Source organism: Bordetella genomosp. 6, assembly GCF_002119705.1.
GTDB classification, from domain to species: domain Bacteria; phylum Pseudomonadota; class Gammaproteobacteria; order Burkholderiales; family Burkholderiaceae_B; genus Bordetella; species Bordetella bronchiseptica_F.
On the sequence record NZ_CP021107.1, the window covers coordinates 635,097 to 654,817 of the forward strand.

Consider the following 19,721-nt stretch of genomic DNA (forward strand, 5'->3'; position numbering starts at 1 on the left):
CCAGCATGACGGCTCCCGTACTTGTATGCGGCTCGATGGCATTCGACACGATCGCCGTGTTCGAAGGCCGTTTCAAAGAACATATCCTGGCCGAGCGCATTCAGTCATTGAGCGTTTCGTTCCTGGTGCCCGCTATGCGCAAGGAATACGGCGGCTGCGCCGGCAACATTGCCTACAACCTCAAGCTGCTGGGCGGCCAGCCGGTGCCGGTGGCGACGGTGGGCGAGGACGCCGGCGAATACCTGGCGCGCCTGTCCGGACTGGGCATCGACGTATCGCGCATCCAGGTCGTGCCCGGCACGTTCACCGCGCAGTGCTTCATCACCACCGACCTCGAAGACAACCAGATCGCGGCCTTCCACCCCGGGGCGATGGAGTTTTCCTCGGGCAACGACTTGAGCGACGCGCAGGCCGCCTGGGCCATCATCGCGCCGGACTCCAAGGCCGGCATGTTCGCCCACGCCGAGCGTCTCCACGCGCGCGGCATCCCGTTCATCTTCGACCTCGGGCAGGCCATGCCGCTGTTCGACGGCGCGGACCTGGAGCGCATGCTCAAGCTGGCCCAGGCGCTGACCGTCAACGACTACGAGGCCGGCGTGGTCGAGCAGCGCACCGGCCGCAGCCTGGCCGAGATCGCCGGCGGGTTGCGCGCCGCGGTGGTCACGCGCGGCGCGCACGGCGCCACGGTGATGACCGGCGGGCAGACCATCGAGGTGGCGCCGGTGCAGGCGCAGGCGGTCGTCGATCCCACCGGCTGTGGCGATGCGCATCGCGCCGGCCTGCTGTATGGGCTGACCAGCGGTTGGGGCTGGGCGGACAGCTGCCGCCTGGGCAACCTCATGGGCGCGATCAAGATCGCCTCGCGCGGCCCGCAGAACCATGCGCCGTCGCGCAGCGAGATCGACGCCCTGATGCGCGCGAGCTACGGCATCGGCCTGCCGGACTGAGCCGGGCAGGGGAACCCTGGCCGCGGCGGGCGATCCAACCAGTGCGTTGCGGACATGTCTATTTGTAACATGGAGGCAGTGTCAGTAGCACCCTGTTTCGCTCACCCGGCCAGCAAAATCCGGGGGCAGAGTATGATCGAGGATCATCGGTAAGTCCGATCGAGGAGCTTCAATGAACTATATGCATTCCCCCTCTGTAGTTGCCGGGCGCGCCCGCCGCCTGCTGGCGGTAGCCGCGGTGGCCGGCTCGGTGGCCATTCTGGCCGGTTGCGCCAATCCCAGCGCATCGAGTGGGGTGTACACGTACGGCCAGGCGCAGCGCGAGCAGATCGTGCGCACCGGCACGGTCACCGGCGTGCGTCCGATCACCATCCAGAACGACAAGGCCAGCGGCGTCGGCATGGTGGCTGGCGGTGCGCTGGGGGGCGTGGCCGGCAATGCCGTCGGCGGCGGCACCGGCCGCACCATCGCCACGGTGGGCGGCGTCATTCTTGGCGCGCTGGCCGGCAACGCCATCGAGAACCGCGCGGGCAAGTCTTCCGGCTACGAAATCACGGTGCGCCTGGACAACGGCGAAACCCGCGTCGTGGCGCAGGAAGCCGACGTGCCCATCAGCGTGGGCCAGCGTGTGCAGGTCATCAGTGGCGCGGGCCCGACCCGCGTGACGCCGTATTGATCGCCACCGGCTCCGGCAAAACGCCCGCTGCATGCGGGCGTTTTTTTTGCGGTGGTGGGCCGGGAGTCGGCGGGGGACAGGCGAGGAGTCAGCGGGTGCCTGTCACCCTGCGGGGACAGTCACCCGGGAAGGGGATTTTTGTGACCGCCGATGTTTTTTCAGGCGGCCGTCAGAATCCGGAAAGTATAGTCGCGCTCGAAACTCTGGGGGCGGGGTGTACATGCCTGACGAGGCAACCTGCACACTGACCAGCCATGCATACCGAGCAAGAACTGCACACCCGGATCGCCGACATCGTCGAGTCGATCATCCTCAAGAAAGTCGCTCCCGACACCGCCCTGATCTCCTCCGGCCTGGTCGACTCGCTGGCCGCGGTCGACATCACGCTGGCCGTCGAGTCCGAGTACGGGTGCAGCATTCCGGCGCCTGAAATCGCCGAACACCTACAGTCGGTCCGCACGCTTGCCGGCTATGTCGCTGCCAATTCGCAATAGCCGCCTGCTGTCCCACCTGGCCGCGATGGCAAGCGCCGTCGCGCTGTCGCTGGGCCTGTACTGGGGCGCCGATGGCGCGCTCAGCGCGCTGGTGCATCCGCATTCCAGCGTCGCGTCGGCGCGCGACAACTACCTGCCCAATCTCGGCCCGGACTGGGGCACGCAGAACGTCAACCTGAACCGGCTGGGCAATGCGCTGGCCGACGGCACCCTGGTCGTGCTGGGTTCGTCCGAGCTGTCCAGCCACGACCTGCGCTTCGTGCCCTATCGATTCTTCCCGCAGGAACTGAAGGTGCCGACCCTGGCGTATGGCCACGCCATGTTCCAGTCGTATGGCATCGTCAGCGTGCTGGAGGCGGTGGCCGATTCCCTCACGCCCAATACGCGCCTGGTGATCATGGTGTCGCCGGCCTGGTTCGCCTCGGGCGGGCAGCTGCCGCGCTCGGCCTTCGCCGAGCACGTCACGGGACCGGTCTGGGACCGCCTGTGGGACAAGCCCGCCACGCGCGAGCAGATGCAGGACTGGATCGCCGACAACGCCAACTGGGGGCTGCTCTGGCTGATCGCCAACGGCCAGGTGGCCGAGCTCAAGGACAAGATCGCGCTGTGGTGGAACAGCCGCGGCGAGCGCGCGCCCGACCGGCCGCGCAGCCCCCTGGCCGTGCCGGCGCACAAGTATGTGAGCTGGCCCGCGGCGGCCCGCCTGGATGCGGGGCGCTGGCACGACCTGCTGGGCCAGGCGCGCGGTATCGAGGCGGAGCTGGGCGGGCACAACCCCTACGATGTGCGCGACGATTATTACCGGCAATACCTGGCGCCGCTGAACTCGCCGGCGCGCAATGAGTTTCCGGAGATGCCGCCGATGACGCGGCCCGAGCTGGGCGACCTGGCCCGCGTGATGGCGCTGCTGCAACGGCGCAAGGTGCGCGCCTATTTCGTGATCCAGCCCTTCAATCCCAAGCTGATCCTCGATGTCGAGCGCTTCGACCCGGTGGCCGACGCCATCAAGGGCATGTGCGCGCGCTACGGCATGGGCTGCCTGGATATGTACAGCGTGCCGTTCCAGCCCGGCATGGTGCGCGACGACATGCACCTGGCCGAACTGGGCTGGGCCATCGCCGACCGGGGCATTGCGGAGTTCTTTTCCCGATGAAGCGCTTCTTCTGGCATTTGTGCCTGTACCTGGGCCTGATCCTGGTGTTCGTGCTGCAGGCGCAGCCCACCACGGGCAGCGGCGGACCGATCAAGGTCGAGTTCCAGTACCAGCAGTTCTGAGACGGCCATGGAACTGTTCGGCAGTTTTGCTTTCTTCGGCGGCGCGCTGTTCGGCGGCCTGGGCCTGCTGTTGTACCGCTCGCTCGGATTGCCCTGGCGCCTGGGCTATCGCCACCTGATCGGCGCGCTGTGCCTGGCGGTCTGGCTGGCGGTGTTCTGGGCCAGGCCGTACCAGCCGCTGGGGTTGCTGGCGGTGGCCAGCGCCGCGCTGTGGGCGATGCGGCGCGGCTACCTGCCCACCTGGGCGGCGGTGCTGCTGACGATGGCGCCCTTGTTGCTGCTCAAGTGCGGCATCACCACCATGACCGGTATGCTGGGGCTGTCGTTCGCCACCTTCCGGGCTGTCGACGTGCTGCTGTTCGCGCCCCGCAATGAGCGCATTTCGCCGCTGGACTACTTCATCTATCTGTTCTTCCCGCTGACGCTGCTGGCCGGGCCCATGTACCGCTGGCGCAACTTCCAGGCGGACCTGAAGCGCGGCTATGAAGGCGTGACGCTGGACACCTGGCTGGCCGGCCTCGAATTGCTGATTTTCGGCGTGATCCAGAAATTCGGCGTGGCCGAGGCGATCTGGCGCTATGGCCTGAATACCCTGGATGCGCACGATTACTCGCTGACCGGCGTGGCGCTGAACGCCAGCCTCTACAGTTTCTACCTGTTCTTCGACTTTGCCGGGTACAGCAGCATGGCGATAGGCGTGGGCATGCTGTTCGGCTTTACCTTGCCCGTCAATTTCCGCAATCCGCTGGCCAGCGCCAATCCGCAGGATTTCTGGCGCCGCTGGCATATCAGCCTGTCCGAGTGGCTGCGCGATGTGGTGTTCATGCCGATCTACAAGGCGCTCAGCAAGACGGCGTTCTTCGGCCGCCACCGGCTGGCCGCGCAGAACATCGGCATTCTCGCCACCCTGCTGGCCATGGGCGTATGGAACGGCCTGGCCCTGCATTACGTGGTCAGCGGCCTGATGTTCGGCGCCTATTCGGTGGGGCACAACCTGCTGGTGCAGCATGCGCGCACGCGGCCGGCGCTGCAGGCGTTCCTGGCGCGCCGGCCGGTGCAATGGGCCGGGCGGGCGCTCACGCTCATCCTGGCGGCGCTGGCGCTGTACGTGTTCAGCGGCCGCAGTCCTATCTGATCGCCGGGAGCACGCGGCATGCATTTCGATCTACGCAGTTCCGAATTCGTTTCCGATGCCCGCGACGAGCAGGCCAACGCCGTCGTCGGCAGCGATCGCGTCCTGACCTGGCGGGCATTGCGGGAGGAGGCCGGCCAGTGGGCGGCGCGGGCGCGCGCCCACGGTATCGGGCCGGACGTGCCGGTGGTGATCCACGGCCACAAGGAGGCCGCCTTCTTCGTCGCCATGGCGGGGGCCTTGCTGGCCGGCGCGCCGTTCGTGCCCGTCGATACCATCTACCCGGCCGAGCGCGTGCGCCGCATCGTGGATATCGTGCGCGCCGCCGCGGTGTACGACACGCGGGCGGATGTCTTCCGGCCTGGCGCGGCCGAGCCCGCCGCGCTGGCCGAGCGCGGCCTGGCCTACGTCATGTTCACCTCGGGCAGCACGGGCGATCCCAAGGGCGTACAGATCGGGCGCGAGAGCGTGGCCTTGCTCGGCGATTGGCTGCGCGACGGCCTCGCGCTGGGCGAGTCGCCCGTATTCATGAACCAGGCGCCTTTCAGTTTCGATCTGTCCATGTACGAGGTATTCGGCACCCTGGCTGCCGGCGGCGCCTGCGTACTGAATGCGCGCGAGCAGATCGCCGCGCCGCAGCAGTGGCTGGCGCGCCTGGCCGGATCCGGCGTGTCGGTCTGGGTGTCGACGCCGTCGTTCGCCCACCAGCAACTGATCAACCGCGATTTCGCGCCGCAGCAGCTGCGGGCGCTGCGCACATTCCTGTTCTGCGGCGAACCGCTGCCCGTGGCGCTGGCGCGCAAGCTGCGCCAGCGCTTCCCCGAGGCCGCGATCCTCAACACGTACGGCCCGACCGAGGCCACGGTGGCGACGACCGCGCTGCTCGTCGACGATGCGGTGCTGGCCGAGCACGACCCTCTGCCGGTCGGCTACGCCAAGCCCGCCAGCCTGCTGTTCGTCGAGCACGATGAAATCTGCATCGTCGGCGATCACGTCATGCGCGGCTATCTCAACCGCCCCGATCTCAACCGGGCCAAGCTGTTCGTGCATCATGACGGGCGCCGCGGCTTTCGTACCGGCGACCTGGGACGGATGCGCGAGGATGGCTTGCTGTTTTGCCGCGGCCGCATGGACGACCAGATCAAGCTCAACGGCTACCGCGTCGAACTGGCCGAAATCGATGCGGCCCTGCACGCCCTGCCGGGCGTGGCGGGCGGCGCCTGCGCCGTACTGCGCCGGCCCGACGGCACCGCGGTGCGGGTGATCGGGTTCGTGGCGCAACGCACGATGGAGCAGGCCAGCTTCCAGTTGCCCGCGGCGCTGCAGCAATGGAAAGCGCAACTGGCGCAGCGGCTGCCGTCCTATATGGTGCCGTCGGAACTGGTGGCCTGTCCGGATCTGCCCGTATCGAACAACCACAAGATAGACCGCAAGAAACTGCTGGAAATCTACGCGGCGATTCCAGCGGCCGCGTAGTTTCGTTTCAGACGCCGAATATGCCGTAGGCCAGGCGCGCCACCATCATCAGCAGGATCTGCGCGCCGATCAGCAGCACCAGCGGCGAGAAGTCGATGGCGGTGCGCGGCAGGATGCGCCGGATGGGGTCGAGCAGCGGCGCGGTGAGCGTCTGCAGCAAGGGCATGAGCGGCGACAGCGGGTTGACCCACGACAGCACCGCCTGGATCAGCGTCATCCACACCATCAGGTTCAGCGTCCATTTCAGGACCATCAGCAGCGCCGAGCCCATGGCCGAGGGCAGGGCGCTGGCCGGCGGCAAGGCGCCCACGGCGCTCAGCCAGACCAGGATGAGGTAGAACAGCGCCGCCACCCAGGCCGCTATCAGGCTGGTCCAGTCTATCGAGCCCGTGGCTGGTATGACGCGGCGCAGCGGCAGCACCAGCCAGTTGGTCCCCTGGTAGATGGCGCGTGCCAGCGGATTGAAGGGATGCAGGCGCACGGCATGGATCCAGGCCCGCAGGATCAGGGCCGCGCCGAACAATGTGAAGGTGATTTCAAGCAGAAAGCGGATGATGTCGCCGAGCATGAGGGCAGTCGCCAAACAATAACGGCTTTTATTGTCGCATGGCGGGCGCCAAAAGATAGCGCGGGCCGTGAGCGCGGGCATAGGCGCGGGATGGAAAAAGCCGCCTGGCGAAGCCAGGCGGCTTAAGGTACTGCTAACTGGCGAAGAGGTCCGTTACGGACGGCCGCCCGTCGGGAACGGCCACGACGCAGCGGGGTTCAGCGCAGTCTTCGCGCCCGGAGCGGCAGCGGTCGAAGGAGGCGTCGCGGGCTTCTTGGGCGCAGCCTTCTTGGCAGCCGGCTTTTTCGCGGCGGGCTTCTTGGCGGCAGGCTTCTTGGCCGCGGCAGCCTTTTTGGCGGGCGCCTTCTTGGCAGCAGCCTTCTTGGCAGGCGCCTTCTTGGCGACGGCCTTCTTGGCTACCGCCTTCTTGGCGACGGCTTTCTTGGCAACCGCCTTCTTGGCTACGGCCTTCTTGGCGACGGCCTTCTTGGCAACCGCTTTCTTGGCTACGGCCTTTTTGGCTACAGCCTTCTTGGCGACGGCCTTCTTGGCTACCGCTTTCTTGGCTACGGCTTTCTTCGCCACGGCCTTCTTGGCTACAGCCTTCTTGGCGACTTTCTTGGCCGCGGGTTTCTTGGCGACGGCCTTCTTGGCTACCGCTTTCTTGGCGACCTTCTTGGCTGCCGGCTTCTTCGCGGCGACCTTCTTCACCGCCGGTTTCTTGGCGGCGACCTTCTTCACAGCGACTTTCTTGACCGCAGCTTTCTTGGCCGGAGTGGCCTTCTTGGCGGCAGCCTTCTTCGCTGCGGGTTTCTTAACCGCCTTCTTGGCGGCCTTCTTGGCAGTTGCCATGGTTATGCTCCTTAGGTTCAGGGGTCCCAGAACTTAAACCCGTGTGGCAACCCCCAAAACAGGCGGATTGCACCCGGGCTATTCATCGGCGCATGCCGCTGTCCCTGACTGGCGACAGCTACTGCGGCTTGCGCTAATGAATTCAGCACAGCCATTTGATATGGCCCCCGCAACCTCGTCGGCGCGAGCCATTTCAAATGGCGCCGATAGGCGGCCTCGCCAGAGGTCGCCTACCGCTACGTTCTACGTGTCAGAACACCAGCCACCGGGGCACATCCGGCTTGCCTGCGACCGGCGCAGGCAAGCGGCATGAACGCTTATTCCCAGCTCAACGTACCGCCGGTCTGGTATTCGATCACGCGAGTTTCAAAAAAGTTGCGTTCCTTCTTAAGGTCGATCATTTCCGCCATCCACGGGAAGGGGTTTTCTTCCTGGGGGAACAGCGGTTCGATACCGATCTGCTGGCAACGGCGATTGGCGATGAAGCGCAGGTAGGACTTGAACATGGGGGCGTTCAGGCCCAGCACGCCGCGCGGCATCGTGTCTTCGGCGTAAGCGTATTCGAGTTCGACCGCTTTGCGGAAGAGTTCGCGGATTTCTTCGCGGAACTCCGGCGTCCACAAATGCGGATTCTCCAGCTTGATGGTGTTGATCAGGTCGATGCCGAAATTGCAGTGCATGGATTCATCGCGCAGGATGTACATGTACTGCTCGGCGGCGCCGGTCATCTTGTTCTGGCGGCCCAGCGCCAGGATCTGCGTAAACCCGACATAGAAGAACAGGCCTTCCATCAGGCACGCAAAGACGATCAGCGACTTAAGCAGTTTCTGATCGGCTTCGGGCGTGCCGGTATGGAAGTTCGGGTCCGCGATCGCGTCGATGAACGGAATCAGGAACTCATCCTTGGCGCGGATGGACGGAACTTCGTTATAGGCGTTGAAGATCTCGGCTTCGTCCAGGTCCAGGCTTTCGACGATGTACTGATAAGCGTGGGTGTGTATGGCTTCTTCGAATGCCTGGCGCAGCAGGAACTGGCGGCACTCGGGCGCCGTGATGTGGCGGTAGGTGCCCAGCACGATGTTGTTGGCGGCCAGCGAGTCGGCCGTCACGAAGAAGCCCAGGTTGCGCTTGACGATACGGCGTTCGTCCTCGGTGAGCCCGTTGGGGTTCTTCCAGAGGGCGATGTCGCGCGACATGTTGATTTCCTGCGGCATCCAGTGGTTGGCGCAGGTGGCCAGGTATTTTTCCCAGGCCCACTTGTACTTGAACGGCACCAACTGGTTGACGTCGGTCTCGCCGTTGATGACGCGCTTGTCGGCCACCTTCACGCGGCCGGCGGTGGCGTCCGAGGACGCCAGGCTGGCTGCGTGCTGGGGGGCGGTGGGCGTAGGCAGGGCTGCGTCGCCGAACACGCCGGTCGCGGCCCGCACGGCGGGCGCGTCTTCCCGCCCGCCCGCGGGCGCGGGCGAGGTGGCGGGTTTGGTGGCGATGTTCTCTTCTTCCCAATTAAGCATGATCGAATTCTCCGGTGGCGGTTATTGGCAGGCTTCGCACTCTTCGAAGCCGGGGTCGCCCGGCCGCATGGTGCAAACCGCCCCGACGATTTCGGGTTCCGGCAAAACGGGTGCTGCGGATACGGCCTGGCCCGCGCCGTGGTCGCCGGCGCTGACGGCGTTCAGCTCGCCGCCGCGGCCCGTCGACTTCTCGGCGCTGGTGGCGCCGAGGGTGCGCAGGTAGTAAGTGGTCTTCAGGCCACGCTGCCACGCCAGCTTGTAGGTGTCGTCCAGCTTCTTGCCCGATGCGCCCGCCATGTAGATGTTGAGCGACTGGGCCTGATCGATCCACTTCTGGCGGCGCGAGGCGCACTCCACCAGCCAGCTCGGTTCGACTTCGAACGCGGTGGCGTAGAGTTTGCGAAGTTCGGAAGGTACGCGATCGATACGGGACAGGCTGCCGTCGAAGTACTTGAGGTCGGCGACCATGACTTCGTCCCAGAGACCGAGTTTCTTCAGGTCACGCACGAGATAATCGTTAACGACCGTGAACTCGCCGGAGAGATTCGATTTGACGTACAAGTTCTGGAAAGTGGGTTCGATGCACGCAGATACACCAATGATATTGGAAATCGTCGCAGTTGGGGCGATTGCGATGCAGTTCGAATTGCGCATGCCGTGTTCTTTGATGCGTGAACGCAACGCATCCCAGTCCAGCGTGCTCGAATCATCGACGTCGACATTGCCGCCGCGCTCTTCGCGCAGCATCGCAAGCGTGTCTTGCGGCAGGATGCCGCGCGACCACAGCGAACCTTCATACGACTGGTAGCGGCCGCGCTCTTGCGCGAGTTCGCTCGATGCCGAATATGCGTGATAGCACACCGCTTCCATCGAGCGATCCGCGAAGTCGATGGCTTCCCGCGACGCGTACGGCACGCGCATCATGTGCAGGCAATCCTGGAAGCCCATGATGCCCATGCCCACCGGGCGATGGCGCTCGTTGGAGTTGCGCGCCTTGTCGACCGCGTAGTAGTTGATGTCGATCACGTTGTCGAGCATGCGCATGGCCACGCCGATGGTGCGCTTGAGCTTGTCGTGGTCGAGCTCGTAGCCGCCGTTGGCGCCGGGCTTCATGTGCGCCACCAGGTTCACGGAGCCCAGGTTGCACACCGCGATTTCGGTGGCGTTGGTGTTCAGCGTGATCTCGGTGCACAGGTTCGAGCTGTGCACCACGCCCACGTGCTGCTGCGGCGAGCGGATGTTGCACGGATCCTTGAAGGTGATCCACGGGTGGCCGGTTTCGAACAGCATCGACAGCATCTTGCGCCACAGCGAGACGGCCGGCATTTTCTTGAACAGCTTCAGCTCGCCGCTGGCGACCTTGGCTTCGTAGCTCGCATAGGCCTGTTCGAAGGCCTTGCCGTACTTGTCGTGCAGGTCGGGGCAGTCGGAGGGCGAGAACAGCGTCCATTCGCCGTTTTCCATCACGCGCTTCATGAACAGGTCGGGAATCCAGTTCGCCGTGTTCATGTCGTGGGTGCGGCGGCGCTCGTCGCCGGTGTTCTTGCGCAGTTCGAGGAATTCCTCGATGTCCAGGTGCCACGTTTCCAGGTACGTGCACACCGCGCCCTTGCGCTTGCCGCCCTGGTTGACCGCGACGGCGGTGTCGTTGACCACCTTGAGGAACGGCACCACGCCCTGGCTCTCGCCATTGGTGCCCTTGATGTGGCTGCGCAGCGCGCGCACGGGCGTCCAGTCGTTGCCCAGGCCGCCGGCGTACTTGGCCAGCAGCGCGTTTTCCTTGATGGCGTCGTAGATGCCTTCGAGGTCGTCGGACACCGTGGTCAGGTAGCACGACGACAGCTGCGAGTGCAGGGTGCCGGAGTTGAACAGCGTCGGGGTCGAGCTCATGAAGTCGAACGACGACAGGATTTCATAGAACTCGATGGCGCGCGCTTCGCGATCGGCCTCGCGCAGGGCCAGCCCCATGGCCACGCGCATGAAGAACACCTGCGGCAGCTCGATGCGCGTGCCGCGCACGTGCAGGAAGTAGCGGTCGTACAGGGTCTGCAGGCCCAGGTAGCCGAACTGCAGGTCGCGGCGGCCGTCCAGGGCCTTGGCCACGCGCTCCAGGTCGTATTCGGCCAGCTTGGCGTCGAGCAGGCCGCCTTCGATGCCGCGCTGGATGAAGGTGGGGAAGTATTCCGCGTAGCGGGTGGCCATGTCGGCCTGCGACACTTCCTCGCCCAGCACTTCCTTGCGGATCGTATGCAGCAGCAGGCGGGCGGTGACCTGGCTGTACGCCGGGTCCTTTTCGACCAGCGCGCGCGCGGCCAGGATGGCGGACTTGAACACTTCGTCGACCGGAACGCCGTCGTAGAGGTTCTTGACCGTTTCCTTCAGGATGGCCTCGGTGTCCGTGTATTGCGTCAGGCCTTCGCCGGCGGCTTCGATGGTGGCGCGCAGCGCGGCCAGGTCGAGCGGGCGGCGCACGCCGTTGTCGACCACGTTGAGGGCCGGCTCCTGGGCGGCGGCCGGCGAGCGCTTCTCGAGCACTTCGGCGGCGGCGGCGCGCTCCTGGGCGCGGCGCTCGCGGTACAGCACGTAGGCGCGGGCCACGTCGTGCTCGCCCGAGCGCATCAGGGCCAGTTCAACCTGGTCCTGCACGTCTTCGATATGGAAGGTGCCGCCGGCGGGGCGGTTGCGCACCAGCGCGTTGACCGCTTGCGCGGTCAGCTGTTCGACCAGCTCGCGCACGCGCGCGGAGGCCGCGCCCTGGCCGCCGTTGACGGCCAGGAACGCCTTGGTCATGGCGATGGCGATCTTGCTGGGCTCGAACCCCACCACCGAGCCGTTGCGGCGGATGATGTTGTAGCTGGCCCATTGGCCGCTGTTGGGATCGGTGGAGGTCTCGGATTGGGAGGGCGGCACGGCCGTGGGCCGGGTCACAGAGGCGATCGTAGTCTGCATGGAAGCTCCTGTGCGAAAAAGCGTAGAGGAAGGCCAGGCGGGCGGCCTGGCCGGGTGCAAAAGTATTCGGTGTGAGGGGAATCGCTACGCGTGGACGCATGGTCCGGGGTGCGTGGCCGGTGGGTCCAGCGTCTTTAGCGACCACAAGATGTAGTGTACCACCCCCTCGTATGGCACTAATTCTAGTGAGCGTCCGGGTCCGGGACAAGACACTGAGCGATACAAGTTCAATTTTAGTTGTTACCAAATGCGGCGGGCGCGCCCTGCAAGGCGCGCCCGCCGAAGTGACCGCTCTGAATGAGCGTCTATGCGGTTTTGCGCAGGGAAACGTCTGGGGAGCCGGATGGTTCCTGGTAGCGCCGCAGTTGCCGTTCCAGTTCGTCGCGATATTTCCGCACGCTGGCCGCTTTGACGTGGCCATAGCCGCGCACGGTTTCGGCAAGGGCGGCGATTGTAGCCGCTTGCGCCAGCTTGTCGGCGCTCAGGCCGGCCAGCAGTTGGCCGACCATGGCGCGGTACTCGGCCACCAGCGCGCGCTCCATGCGCCGCTCGGCGGTGTGGCCGAACGGGTCGAACCAGGTGCCGCGCAGTCCCTTCAGGCGCGCCAGGCCTTTCATCAGGGTCAGGGTGCGGGGGCCCAGCGTGATCTTGCGCGGCGCGCCGGTGCGCGGGTCCTTGCGGGCCAGCAGCGGCGGGGCCAGGTGAAAGCGCAGGCTGTAGTCGCCCTCGAACTGGCTGTCGAGCTGGGCGCGAAAGGCAGCGCTGGTGTAGAGCCGCGCCACTTCGTATTCGTCCTTGTACGCCATCAGCTTGAACAGGCCGCGCGCCACCGCCATGGCCAGGCGCGGCGTGCGGGCGGTCGGCGCCAGCTCGCGTTCGCGCGCGGCCACCTGTTCGACCAGATCGCGGAAATCCCGCGCGTACGCGGCGTCCTGGTAGGCGGTCAGGTCGGCGACGCGGCGTTCGACGGCGCGCTCGAACGACTCGGGAATGTGCAGCTGCACGACCTGGGCGGCCGGGCGCAGCGCCTGCTCCAGGGATTGCGGCTCGTGGGCCGCCAGCCTTCCGGCGTCGAACGCGGCGCGGTTGGCCGCCACGGCCACGCCGTTCAATTCGATGGCGCGCGCCAGCGCGGCCAGCGTGAGCGGCACGTCGCCGCGTTGCCAGGCATGGCCGAGCATGAACATGTTCGACAGGATGCTGTCGCCGAACAGGGCCTGCGCCGCCGCGTGCGCGTCCAGCGCCGCGACGTGCTCGCCGGCGGCGTGGCGGATCTTGGCCAGCAGGGCGTCGGCGCGCAGCGGCGCGTCGGGGTCGCGGGTGAAGTCAGATACCGGCGCCACATAGGTATTGACGGTGGTGCGGGTATGGTCGCGGCGCAGCGCGCCCAGCGAATCGGGCGCGACGGCGGCCACCGGATCGCACAGGATGGCGGCGTCGGCCTGCTGCCAGTCCAGCCGTACCGGGCCGGCGGCCGTGCCGGACGGCGCCAGGCGGATGTGGCTGACCACGGTGCCGCCTTTCTGCGCCAGGCCGGTGAGATCCAGCACGGCGGCCGACAGGCCTTGCAGGTGCGCGGCCATGGAGACGATGGCGCCGATGGTGATCACGCCGGTGCCGCCCATGCCGGCGACCAGCAGCCGGTACGGCGCGTCCAGCGGCGCCGGGCGCGGCTCGGGCAGCAGCGCGATGCGGGCGCGCAGGCGCTCGTGGTCGGCGGCCGGCGCGGCGCTCTTGCGCGGCTTGCCGCCCATGACCGAGACGAAGCTGGGGCAGAATCCCTCCACGCACGAATAGTCCTTGTTGCAGCTGGACTGGTCGATGGCGCGCTTGCGCCCGTAAGGGGTCTCCAGCGGCACCACCGACAGGCAATTCGACTGTACGCCGCAATCGCCGCAACCCTCGCAGACGGCGCTGTTGATCAGCAGGCGGCGCGGCGGATCCGGGAACTGGTTCTTCTTGCGGCGCCGGCGCTTCTCGGCCGCGCAGGTCTGGTCGTGGATCAGCACGGTGACGCCCGGCGTGGCGCGCAGTTCGCGCTGCACGGCGTCCAGGTCGCGGCGGTGGTGCACCGCGATGCCGGCGCCCAGGGCCACGCCGCGGTATTTCTCCGGCTCGTCGGTGGTGACGACGATGCGCGCCACGTTCTCGCCGCGCAACTGCTGGCAGATCTGCGGCACCGATATCGGGCCGTCGACCGGCTGGCCGCCGGTCATGGCCACGGCGTCGTTGAACAGGATCTTGTAGGTGATGTTGGCGCGCGCGGCCACGGCCTGGCGGATCGCCAGGTAGCCCGAGTGGTAATAGGTGCCTTCGCCCATGTTCTGGAACACGTGCGGCATCTCTATATAGGGAGACAGGCCGATCCAGTCGGCGCCTTCGCCGCCCATCTGGGTCAGGCCGCCGGTGTCGCGGTCCATCCAGGCGGCCATGTAATGGCAGCCCACGCCGGCCAGCGCCTGGCTGCCTGCGGGCACCTTGGTGGAGGTGCTGTGCGGACAGCCCGAACAGAAGTAGGGACGCCGGCGCATGCCGTCGGCGTCGTTGGAAAGCGGCGCGGGGCAGGCGAACGCTTCGGGCGCCGTGCCGCCCGGCATGTGGCCGGCGCGGCGCAGCCACGCGGCCAGCGGGGCGGCCAGCAGCGACGGCCGCAATTGCCCGGCGGCGGGAATCAGCTCGGCGCCGTCCAGCCCGGTCTTGCCGGCCACGCTGGGACGGTGCGGCAGGTTGAACAGCAGATCCTTGATCTGGCTTTCGACGACCGTGCCTTTTTCCTCGATGACCAGGATGTGCCGCAGGCCTTGCGCGAATTCGATCAGGCGCGGCCCGTCCAGCGGCCAGGTCAGGCCGGGCTTGTAGATGCGTACGGGCGCCCGGGCGCCGACGGTGTCCACGCCCAGCCGCTGCAGGGCCTCCATGGCGTCCAGGTGGGCCTTGCCCACCGTGACGATGCCCAGCGTGGCGCTTGGGGCCGCGCAGACCAGCCGGTCCAGCGAATGGCGGCGCGCGAACGCGCGCACCGCGCGCAGCCGGCGGTGCATGCGCAGCTCGACCGCCGGCGACAGGAAGTCGCGCGCGGTGTATTCCAGCTGTTCGGCGGGCAGTTCCGGGTCCTCGGGCATTTCGTAGGCGGCCGGCGGCTCGAGCACGAACGACTGGCCGCACTCCACGGTTTCCGAGACCGCCTTGAACGCCACCCATGCGCCGCTGTAGCGCGACAGCGCCCAGCCCCAGAGCGCGAACGTTTCGTATTCTTCGATCGAGGCCGGATGCACCACGGGCATGTGCCAGCCGATCAGCGATGCCTCGCTGGCGTGGGGGATGGAGGAGGAAACGGCGGTATGGTCGTCGCCGACCACCACCAGCACGCCGCCATGGCGCGAGGCGCCCGCCGCGTTGCCGTGGTGCAGCGCGTCGCCGGCGCGATCCACGCCGGGGCCCTTGCCGTACCACATGGCGAACACGCCATCGACCTTGCGGTCGGCGCGCACGCCGGCCTGTTGCGTGCCCATGACGGTGGTGGCCGCCATGTCTTCATTGATGGCGGGCAGGAAGCTGACCTGGTTGTCCGCCAGCGCCTGCTTGGCCTTCCACATGGCCATGTCGACGCCGCCCAGCGGCGAGCCGCGGTACCCGGAGACGAAACCGGCGGTGTTCAGGCCGCGGTCGCGGTCGAGCCGGCGTTGCGTCAGCAGCATGCGCACCAGCGCCTGCGTGCCCGTCAGGAACACCCGCCCGCTGGCGCGGGTGAGGTTGTCGCCGAGTTGATAGTCGAGGTCGATGTGCGGGTCGACCGCCGGGGTGCCGTCCATGGCGTCTGCTCCAGTTCTTTCGACCATGATAGGTGCGTGGAGTCCGGCATTCATTGCGTTTTCGGATCGTGTAATCCCTATAATGCGAAACAAACATTTCGTTTTTTGCGAAAACAGGGGGCAAGGCGATGGACAAGACCGATATCGGGATTCTGAAGGCGCTGCAGGAGGATGGGCGCGCCTCGGCGCAGCAACTGTCCGACACGGTGGGCTTGTCGGCCGCGCCGGTCTGGCGGCGCGTCAAGGCGCTGGAGGCCAACAAGGTCATCACCGGCTACAGCGCGCAGGTCGACCGCGGCAAGGTGGGCCTGCAGGGGTGCATGTTCGCGCAGATCAGCCTGGAGCGGCATTCGGCCGGCACGGTGGAAACCTTCGAGCGTTCGGTGCGCGACGCGCCGGAGATCCTCGAATGCTATGCCGTGACCGGCGATTCGGATTTCCTGTTGAAGATCCTGGTCGAGAGCCCCGAGGCCTATGACCGCTTCCTGCATCGTTTCCTGTTCAACCTGCCCGGCATCCGCCAGACCCGCACCATCGTGGTGCTGCGCGAACTCAAGCACGAGGTCCGGCTGCCGTTGTAGGCGCGCCGCCTCGCCATATGGACATGGCCTCTTGGATACGGCGCCGGAAGCATCTGGACACGGTGTAACTGTTGCGCAATTGCACAAGGCGCCGCGCGCCATTGCTTTGTCCGTCGCCGCTCTTTAGAGTGCGTGCTGTCGCCGCGCCGGCAGTCCTGCAAGCGGCGCTGTCGTGTTGATGTTGCGTGGTTCCGAGGAAGTCATGAGTCGTGTGTCTATATCGCTGGTCGGCGCCCTGGGCGTGGCGCTGATGCTGGGCGGCTGCGCCGCTCGCAAGGAGTCTGCCGCCACCGCGCCGCGCGCGGCGCCCGAGGCGCCCAAGGCGGTGGCATGCACGCCGGCCAGGGCCGGCGATCCGATGGTGGGAACCTGGTATTCGGTATCGCGCCAGCGCGGTTTTGCCGGCGACTTCCAGGCATTGACGGTGCTGTCCGCCGACGGAACGATGCGTTATGAAACGCAACTGAAAGTTGGCCGCAAGACCCGGCCGGCCTTGCGTGAAACCGGCTGCTGGCATGTGGCCGATGGCATCTACACCATGCAGACCACGCAATCGAACGGCGAGCCCGTCGATGCGTCCGATCCCATCTACCAGAACCGCTACCGCGTCGAGAAGGTCGACGGCGGCAAGCTGACGCTGCGCGAACTCAAGAGCAACGGGCAGGCCGTCACGGCCCGCCGCATGCAGGCCGGCTACCGCCTGCCCGATTGAGGGCTGTCGCCAGCGGCGCGTCATTCGGGTAAGGTGGCGAACTTCCCACGTTGCCGCCGCTACCCGCCATGTCGTTGTCGTCCGAAAGTCGAGCCATCCTGCTGCTGGCGCTGGCCGCCTTCGCCAGTTCCACTGCTTTTCGCATCTGCGACCCCATGCTGCCCCAGCTGGCGGCGGATTTCGCCACCACGACGGGACAGGCCGCCTATGCGGTGACGGCGTTCGCCATCGCGTACGGCGTGCTGCAGATGTTCTTCGGCCCGCTGGGCGATCGTTACGGCAAGTACCGCGTGGTGTGCATCGCCACTTTCGCCTGTGCGCTGGGCAGCGCCGCGGCCGTGCTGGCCGGCTCCCTGGACGCGCTGGTGGCGGCGCGGGCGCTGTCGGGCGCGGCCGGCGCCGGCGTGGTCCCGCTATCGATGGCCTGGATCGGCGACAACGTGCCCTACGAGCGGCGCCAGGCCACGCTGGCGCGCTTCCTGACCGGCACCATCCTGGGCATGGCGGCAGGTCAGCTGGTGGGCGGCCTGTTCGCCGACACGGTGGGCTGGCGCTGGGCGTTCGCGGTCCTGGTGGCGATCTACCTGGTGGTGGGCACGCTGCTGTACCGTGAACTGCGCCGCCAGGCGGCCAGCGGCCAGGCGGGCGCGGCCGGCGCGGCGCGTACCGGATTCGTGGCCCAGGCGCGCCTGGTGCTGGGCACGCCGTGGGCGCGTGTCGTGCTGGCCACGGTGTTTTTCGAGGGGCTGCTGGTGTTCGGCACTCTGGCCTTCGCGCCGTCCTACCTGCACGCGCGCTTCGGCATTTCGCTGACCGCCGCCGGCGCGCTGGTGGCGTCCTATGCGTTGGGCGGCCTGCTCTACACGCTGGTGGCCGGGCCTGTGCTCAGGCGGCTGGGCGAGCGCGGGCTGGCGCTGGCAGGCGGCCTGGTGCTGAGCGTGGCGTTCCTGTGCTATTGGCTCGGGCCGCAGTGGCTGTGGAGCCTGCCCGCCGGCGTGCTGGCCGGATTCGGCTACTACCTGCTGCATGCCACCTTGCAGACCAACGCCACGCAGATGGTGCCGGCCGCGCGCGGCACCGCGGTGGCCTGGTTCGCGTCGTGCCTGTTCATGGGCCAGGCGGCCGGCGTGGCCCTGGCCGGCCTGGTGGTGGATGCGGCCGGCGCCGCCATGCTGTTCGGCATGACCGCGCTGCTGCTGCCGCTGCTGGGTTGCGGATTCGCCTGGGCGCTGCGCCGCCACGCCGCCGCGCAGGTGGCGCAGGCGGCGCGGGCGGCCTAGGCGTCAGAGCGCCTGCAGGCGCGCCAGCACGGTTTCCTTGCCCAGCAATTCCAGCACGGCGTCGACCGCCGGGGTCTGGGCCCGGCCCGTCACCGCGACGCGCAGCGGAATGCCCAGCTGCGGCATCTTCAGGCCGCGATCGGCCAGCACGGCCTTGATCAGGGCGGAGATGGCGGCGCGGTTCCATTCGGTGTCGCGTGCGCGCGCGGCGAAGTCGGCCAGGGCGGCGCGCGCCGTTTCCGTCAGGTGCTGGGCAGCCAGCTCGGCGGGGGCGGGCTGGTATTCGCCGCAGAACAGCATGGCGTCCTCGGCCAGTTGCTCCAGGGTTTCGGCGCGGTCTTTCAGCAGCCCCATGATGGCCGGCAGGTCGGCGGCCTGCGGCTTGCCGCCGCGGCGTTCGACGCGCGGCGCGACCCGGCCGGCCAGCTCGGCGTTGTCCATGCCCTTGATGTAGTGGGCGTTGACCCAGTTCAGCTTCTTCGGGTCCCATTGCGAGGCCGACTTCGACAGGTGGCGGGTGTCGAACCACTCGACCAGCTGTTCGCGCGTGAACAATTCGTCGTCGCCGTGGCTCCAGCCCAGCCGGGCCAGGTAGTTGACCATGGCTTCGGGCAGGTAACCCTGGGCGTCGTATTCCATGACATTGACCGCGCCGTGCCGCTTGGACAGCTTTTCGCCGTCCGGCCCGAGGATCATCGGGACATGGCCGTACTCGGGCAGGGTGGCGCCCAGCGCGCGCAGGATGTTGATCTGGCGCGGCGTGTTGTTGACGTGGTCGTCGCCGCGCAGCACATGGGTGATGCCCATGTCCCAGTCGTCGACCACCACGCAGAAGTTGTAGGTGGGCGTGCCGTCCGGGCGCGCGATGATCAGGTCGTCGAGCTCGCCGTTGTCGAAGCTGATCGGGCCCTTGACCATGTCGTTCCAGCTGGTGGCGCCGTCGAGCGGGTTGCGAAAGCGGATCACGGGCTTGCGGTCGGCCGGCGCCGGCGGCAGGGTCTTGCCGGGTTCGGGACGCCAGGTGCCGTCGTAGCGGGGCTTCAGGCCCTTGGCGCGGGCGGCTTCGCGCATGGCGTCCACTTCCTCTGGCGAGCAATAGCAATGGTAGGCGGTGCCGGCCTCCAGCATGCCGGCCAGCACCTCGGCGTAGCGGTCCATGCGCTTCATCTGGTAGAACGGGCCCTCGTCGGGCTGCATGCCCAGCCAGTCCATGCTGTCGAGGATGGCCTGCACGGCCTCGGGCGTGGAGCGTTCGACGTCGGTGTCTTCGATGCGCAGCACGAACACGCCCTGGTGGTGGCGCGCGAAGGCCCAGGAGAACAGGGCGGTGCGGGCGCCGCCCAGGTGCAGGAAGCCGGTGGGCGAGGGCGCGAAGCGGGTGCGCATGGGACGCGTGGCGTTGGCTGTCATAAAGGCATAGGGGCGCGGCCGCTGCGGCGGACTGCGCCATCTCCATAAAAGAAGTGGCGAAACA

16 protein-coding genes are annotated in these 19,721 nt (G+C 67.2%); 10 read left to right on the forward strand and 6 right to left on the reverse strand.

Going from position 1 to position 19,721, the window contains the following annotated elements; all coding sequences use genetic code 11:
• The first annotated feature begins 5 nt into the window (after positions 1 to 5).
• The 7 genes from CAL11_RS03040 to CAL11_RS03070 all read left to right on the forward strand — a co-directional run bounded on the left by CAL11_RS03040 (position 6) and on the right by CAL11_RS03070 (position 6,000).
• The gene (locus CAL11_RS03040; RefSeq protein WP_033466791.1) at positions 6 to 947 is read left to right on the forward strand and encodes a carbohydrate kinase family protein; all 942 of its coding nucleotides are present in this window, start codon (positions 6 to 8) and stop codon (positions 945 to 947) included.
• Positions 948 to 1,119: 172 nt separating this feature from the next.
• Positions 1,120 to 1,623 carry a glycine zipper 2TM domain-containing protein gene (locus tag CAL11_RS03045; RefSeq protein WP_033466788.1) on the forward strand — a complete coding sequence of 168 codons (504 nt, stop codon included), beginning with the start codon at positions 1,120 to 1,122 and terminating at the stop codon, positions 1,621 to 1,623.
• A 254-nt stretch (positions 1,624 to 1,877) separates the two neighbouring features.
• The gene (locus CAL11_RS03050) at positions 1,878 to 2,117 is read left to right on the forward strand and encodes an acyl carrier protein (RefSeq protein ID WP_033466785.1); all 240 of its coding nucleotides are present in this window, start codon (positions 1,878 to 1,880) and stop codon (positions 2,115 to 2,117) included.
• A 25-nt stretch (positions 2,118 to 2,142) separates the two neighbouring features.
• Entirely contained in the window at positions 2,143 to 3,270 is a 1,128-nt protein-coding gene (locus tag CAL11_RS03055) for a D-alanyl-lipoteichoic acid biosynthesis protein DltD (RefSeq protein ID WP_086092115.1), read from the forward strand.
• Positions 3,267 to 3,392 (forward strand): hypothetical protein, encoded by a 126-nt coding sequence (locus CAL11_RS24600; protein WP_003814939.1) that lies wholly within the window; start codon positions 3,267 to 3,269, stop codon positions 3,390 to 3,392. The genes CAL11_RS03055 and CAL11_RS24600 overlap by 4 nt, the downstream gene beginning before the upstream one ends.
• A 7-nt stretch (positions 3,393 to 3,399) precedes the next feature.
• The gene (locus CAL11_RS03065; protein ID WP_086092116.1) at positions 3,400 to 4,527 is read left to right on the forward strand and encodes an MBOAT family O-acyltransferase; all 1,128 of its coding nucleotides are present in this window, start codon (positions 3,400 to 3,402) and stop codon (positions 4,525 to 4,527) included.
• An 18-nt stretch (positions 4,528 to 4,545) separates the two neighbouring features.
• Positions 4,546 to 6,000, forward strand: coding sequence for a D-alanine--poly(phosphoribitol) ligase (locus tag CAL11_RS03070; RefSeq protein WP_086092117.1), 1,455 nt, complete (start codon positions 4,546 to 4,548; stop codon positions 5,998 to 6,000).
• A 7-nt stretch (positions 6,001 to 6,007) separates the two neighbouring features.
• Here CAL11_RS03070 and CAL11_RS03075 read toward each other — a convergent pair whose 3' ends face one another.
• The 5 genes from CAL11_RS03075 to CAL11_RS03095 all read right to left on the reverse strand — a co-directional run bounded on the left by CAL11_RS03075 (position 6,008) and on the right by CAL11_RS03095 (position 15,674).
• Entirely contained in the window at positions 6,008 to 6,583 is a 576-nt protein-coding gene (locus CAL11_RS03075; RefSeq protein WP_080699935.1) for a YggT family protein, read from the reverse strand.
• Positions 6,584 to 6,721: 138 nt separating this feature from the next.
• Positions 6,722 to 7,399 carry a histone H1-like DNA-binding protein gene (locus CAL11_RS03080; protein ID WP_086092118.1) on the reverse strand — a complete coding sequence of 226 codons (678 nt, stop codon included), beginning with the start codon at positions 7,397 to 7,399 and terminating at the stop codon, positions 6,722 to 6,724.
• Positions 7,400 to 7,716: 317 nt separating this feature from the next.
• A complete protein-coding gene (locus CAL11_RS03085; protein WP_086092119.1) occupies positions 7,717 to 8,913 on the reverse strand; it encodes a ribonucleotide-diphosphate reductase subunit beta in 1,197 nt (398 codons plus the stop codon).
• 21 nt (positions 8,914 to 8,934) lie between these two features.
• Positions 8,935 to 11,862 (reverse strand): ribonucleoside-diphosphate reductase subunit alpha, encoded by a 2,928-nt coding sequence (locus CAL11_RS03090; RefSeq protein WP_086092120.1) that lies wholly within the window; start codon positions 11,860 to 11,862, stop codon positions 8,935 to 8,937.
• 305 nt (positions 11,863 to 12,167) lie between these two features.
• Complete coding sequence (locus tag CAL11_RS03095) at positions 12,168 to 15,674, reverse strand: indolepyruvate ferredoxin oxidoreductase family protein (protein ID WP_086092121.1); 3,507 nt, start codon at positions 15,672 to 15,674, stop codon at positions 12,168 to 12,170.
• Between the two features lie 128 nt (positions 15,675 to 15,802).
• On the opposite strand from CAL11_RS03095, the gene CAL11_RS03100 reads away from it, so the two are divergent.
• The 3 genes from CAL11_RS03100 to CAL11_RS03110 all read left to right on the forward strand — a co-directional run bounded on the left by CAL11_RS03100 (position 15,803) and on the right by CAL11_RS03110 (position 18,247).
• Complete coding sequence (locus tag CAL11_RS03100) at positions 15,803 to 16,255, forward strand: Lrp/AsnC family transcriptional regulator (protein WP_033460641.1); 453 nt, start codon at positions 15,803 to 15,805, stop codon at positions 16,253 to 16,255.
• Positions 16,256 to 16,457: 202 nt separating this feature from the next.
• Positions 16,458 to 16,967 carry a hypothetical protein gene (locus tag CAL11_RS03105; RefSeq protein WP_033460635.1) on the forward strand — a complete coding sequence of 170 codons (510 nt, stop codon included), beginning with the start codon at positions 16,458 to 16,460 and terminating at the stop codon, positions 16,965 to 16,967.
• A gap of 68 nt (positions 16,968 to 17,035) precedes the next feature.
• Entirely contained in the window at positions 17,036 to 18,247 is a 1,212-nt protein-coding gene (locus CAL11_RS03110) for an MFS transporter (RefSeq protein ID WP_086092122.1), read from the forward strand.
• 3 nt (positions 18,248 to 18,250) lie between these two features.
• On the opposite strand, the gene gltX is transcribed toward CAL11_RS03110, so the two are convergent.
• On the reverse strand, positions 18,251 to 19,657 hold the full coding sequence (gene gltX / locus CAL11_RS03115) for a glutamate--tRNA ligase (protein WP_033460632.1): 1,407 nt from the start codon (positions 19,655 to 19,657) through the stop codon (positions 18,251 to 18,253).
• Positions 19,658 to 19,721 lie beyond the last annotated feature (64 nt).

What these genes read in the sequence shown, in the direction of transcription:
- CAL11_RS03040 (WP_033466791.1), top strand. Translation starts at nt 6, where the DNA reads ATGACGGCTCCCGTACTTGTATGCGGCTCGATGGCATTCGACACGATC.
- CAL11_RS03045 (WP_033466788.1), top strand. Translation starts at nt 1,120, where the DNA reads ATGAACTATATGCATTCCCCCTCTGTAGTTGCCGGGCGCGCCCGCCGC.
- CAL11_RS03050 (WP_033466785.1), top strand. Translation starts at nt 1,878, where the DNA reads ATGCATACCGAGCAAGAACTGCACACCCGGATCGCCGACATCGTCGAG.
- CAL11_RS03055 (WP_086092115.1), top strand. Translation starts at nt 2,143, where the DNA reads ATGGCAAGCGCCGTCGCGCTGTCGCTGGGCCTGTACTGGGGCGCCGAT.
- CAL11_RS24600 (WP_003814939.1), top strand. Translation starts at nt 3,267, where the DNA reads ATGAAGCGCTTCTTCTGGCATTTGTGCCTGTACCTGGGCCTGATCCTG.
- CAL11_RS03065 (WP_086092116.1), top strand. Translation starts at nt 3,400, where the DNA reads ATGGAACTGTTCGGCAGTTTTGCTTTCTTCGGCGGCGCGCTGTTCGGC.
- CAL11_RS03070 (WP_086092117.1), top strand. Translation starts at nt 4,546, where the DNA reads ATGCATTTCGATCTACGCAGTTCCGAATTCGTTTCCGATGCCCGCGAC.
- CAL11_RS03080 (WP_086092118.1), bottom strand. Translation starts at nt 7,399, where the DNA reads ATGGCAACTGCCAAGAAGGCCGCCAAGAAGGCGGTTAAGAAACCCGCA.
- CAL11_RS03085 (WP_086092119.1), bottom strand. Translation starts at nt 8,913, where the DNA reads ATGCTTAATTGGGAAGAAGAGAACATCGCCACCAAACCCGCCACCTCG.
- CAL11_RS03090 (WP_086092120.1), bottom strand. Translation starts at nt 11,862, where the DNA reads ATGCAGACTACGATCGCCTCTGTGACCCGGCCCACGGCCGTGCCGCCC.
- CAL11_RS03095 (WP_086092121.1), bottom strand. Translation starts at nt 15,674, where the DNA reads ATGGACGGCACCCCGGCGGTCGACCCGCACATCGACCTCGACTATCAA.
- CAL11_RS03100 (WP_033460641.1), top strand. Translation starts at nt 15,803, where the DNA reads ATGGACAAGACCGATATCGGGATTCTGAAGGCGCTGCAGGAGGATGGG.
- CAL11_RS03105 (WP_033460635.1), top strand. Translation starts at nt 16,458, where the DNA reads ATGAGTCGTGTGTCTATATCGCTGGTCGGCGCCCTGGGCGTGGCGCTG.
- CAL11_RS03110 (WP_086092122.1), top strand. Translation starts at nt 17,036, where the DNA reads ATGTCGTTGTCGTCCGAAAGTCGAGCCATCCTGCTGCTGGCGCTGGCC.
- gltX (WP_033460632.1), bottom strand. Translation starts at nt 19,657, where the DNA reads ATGACAGCCAACGCCACGCGTCCCATGCGCACCCGCTTCGCGCCCTCG.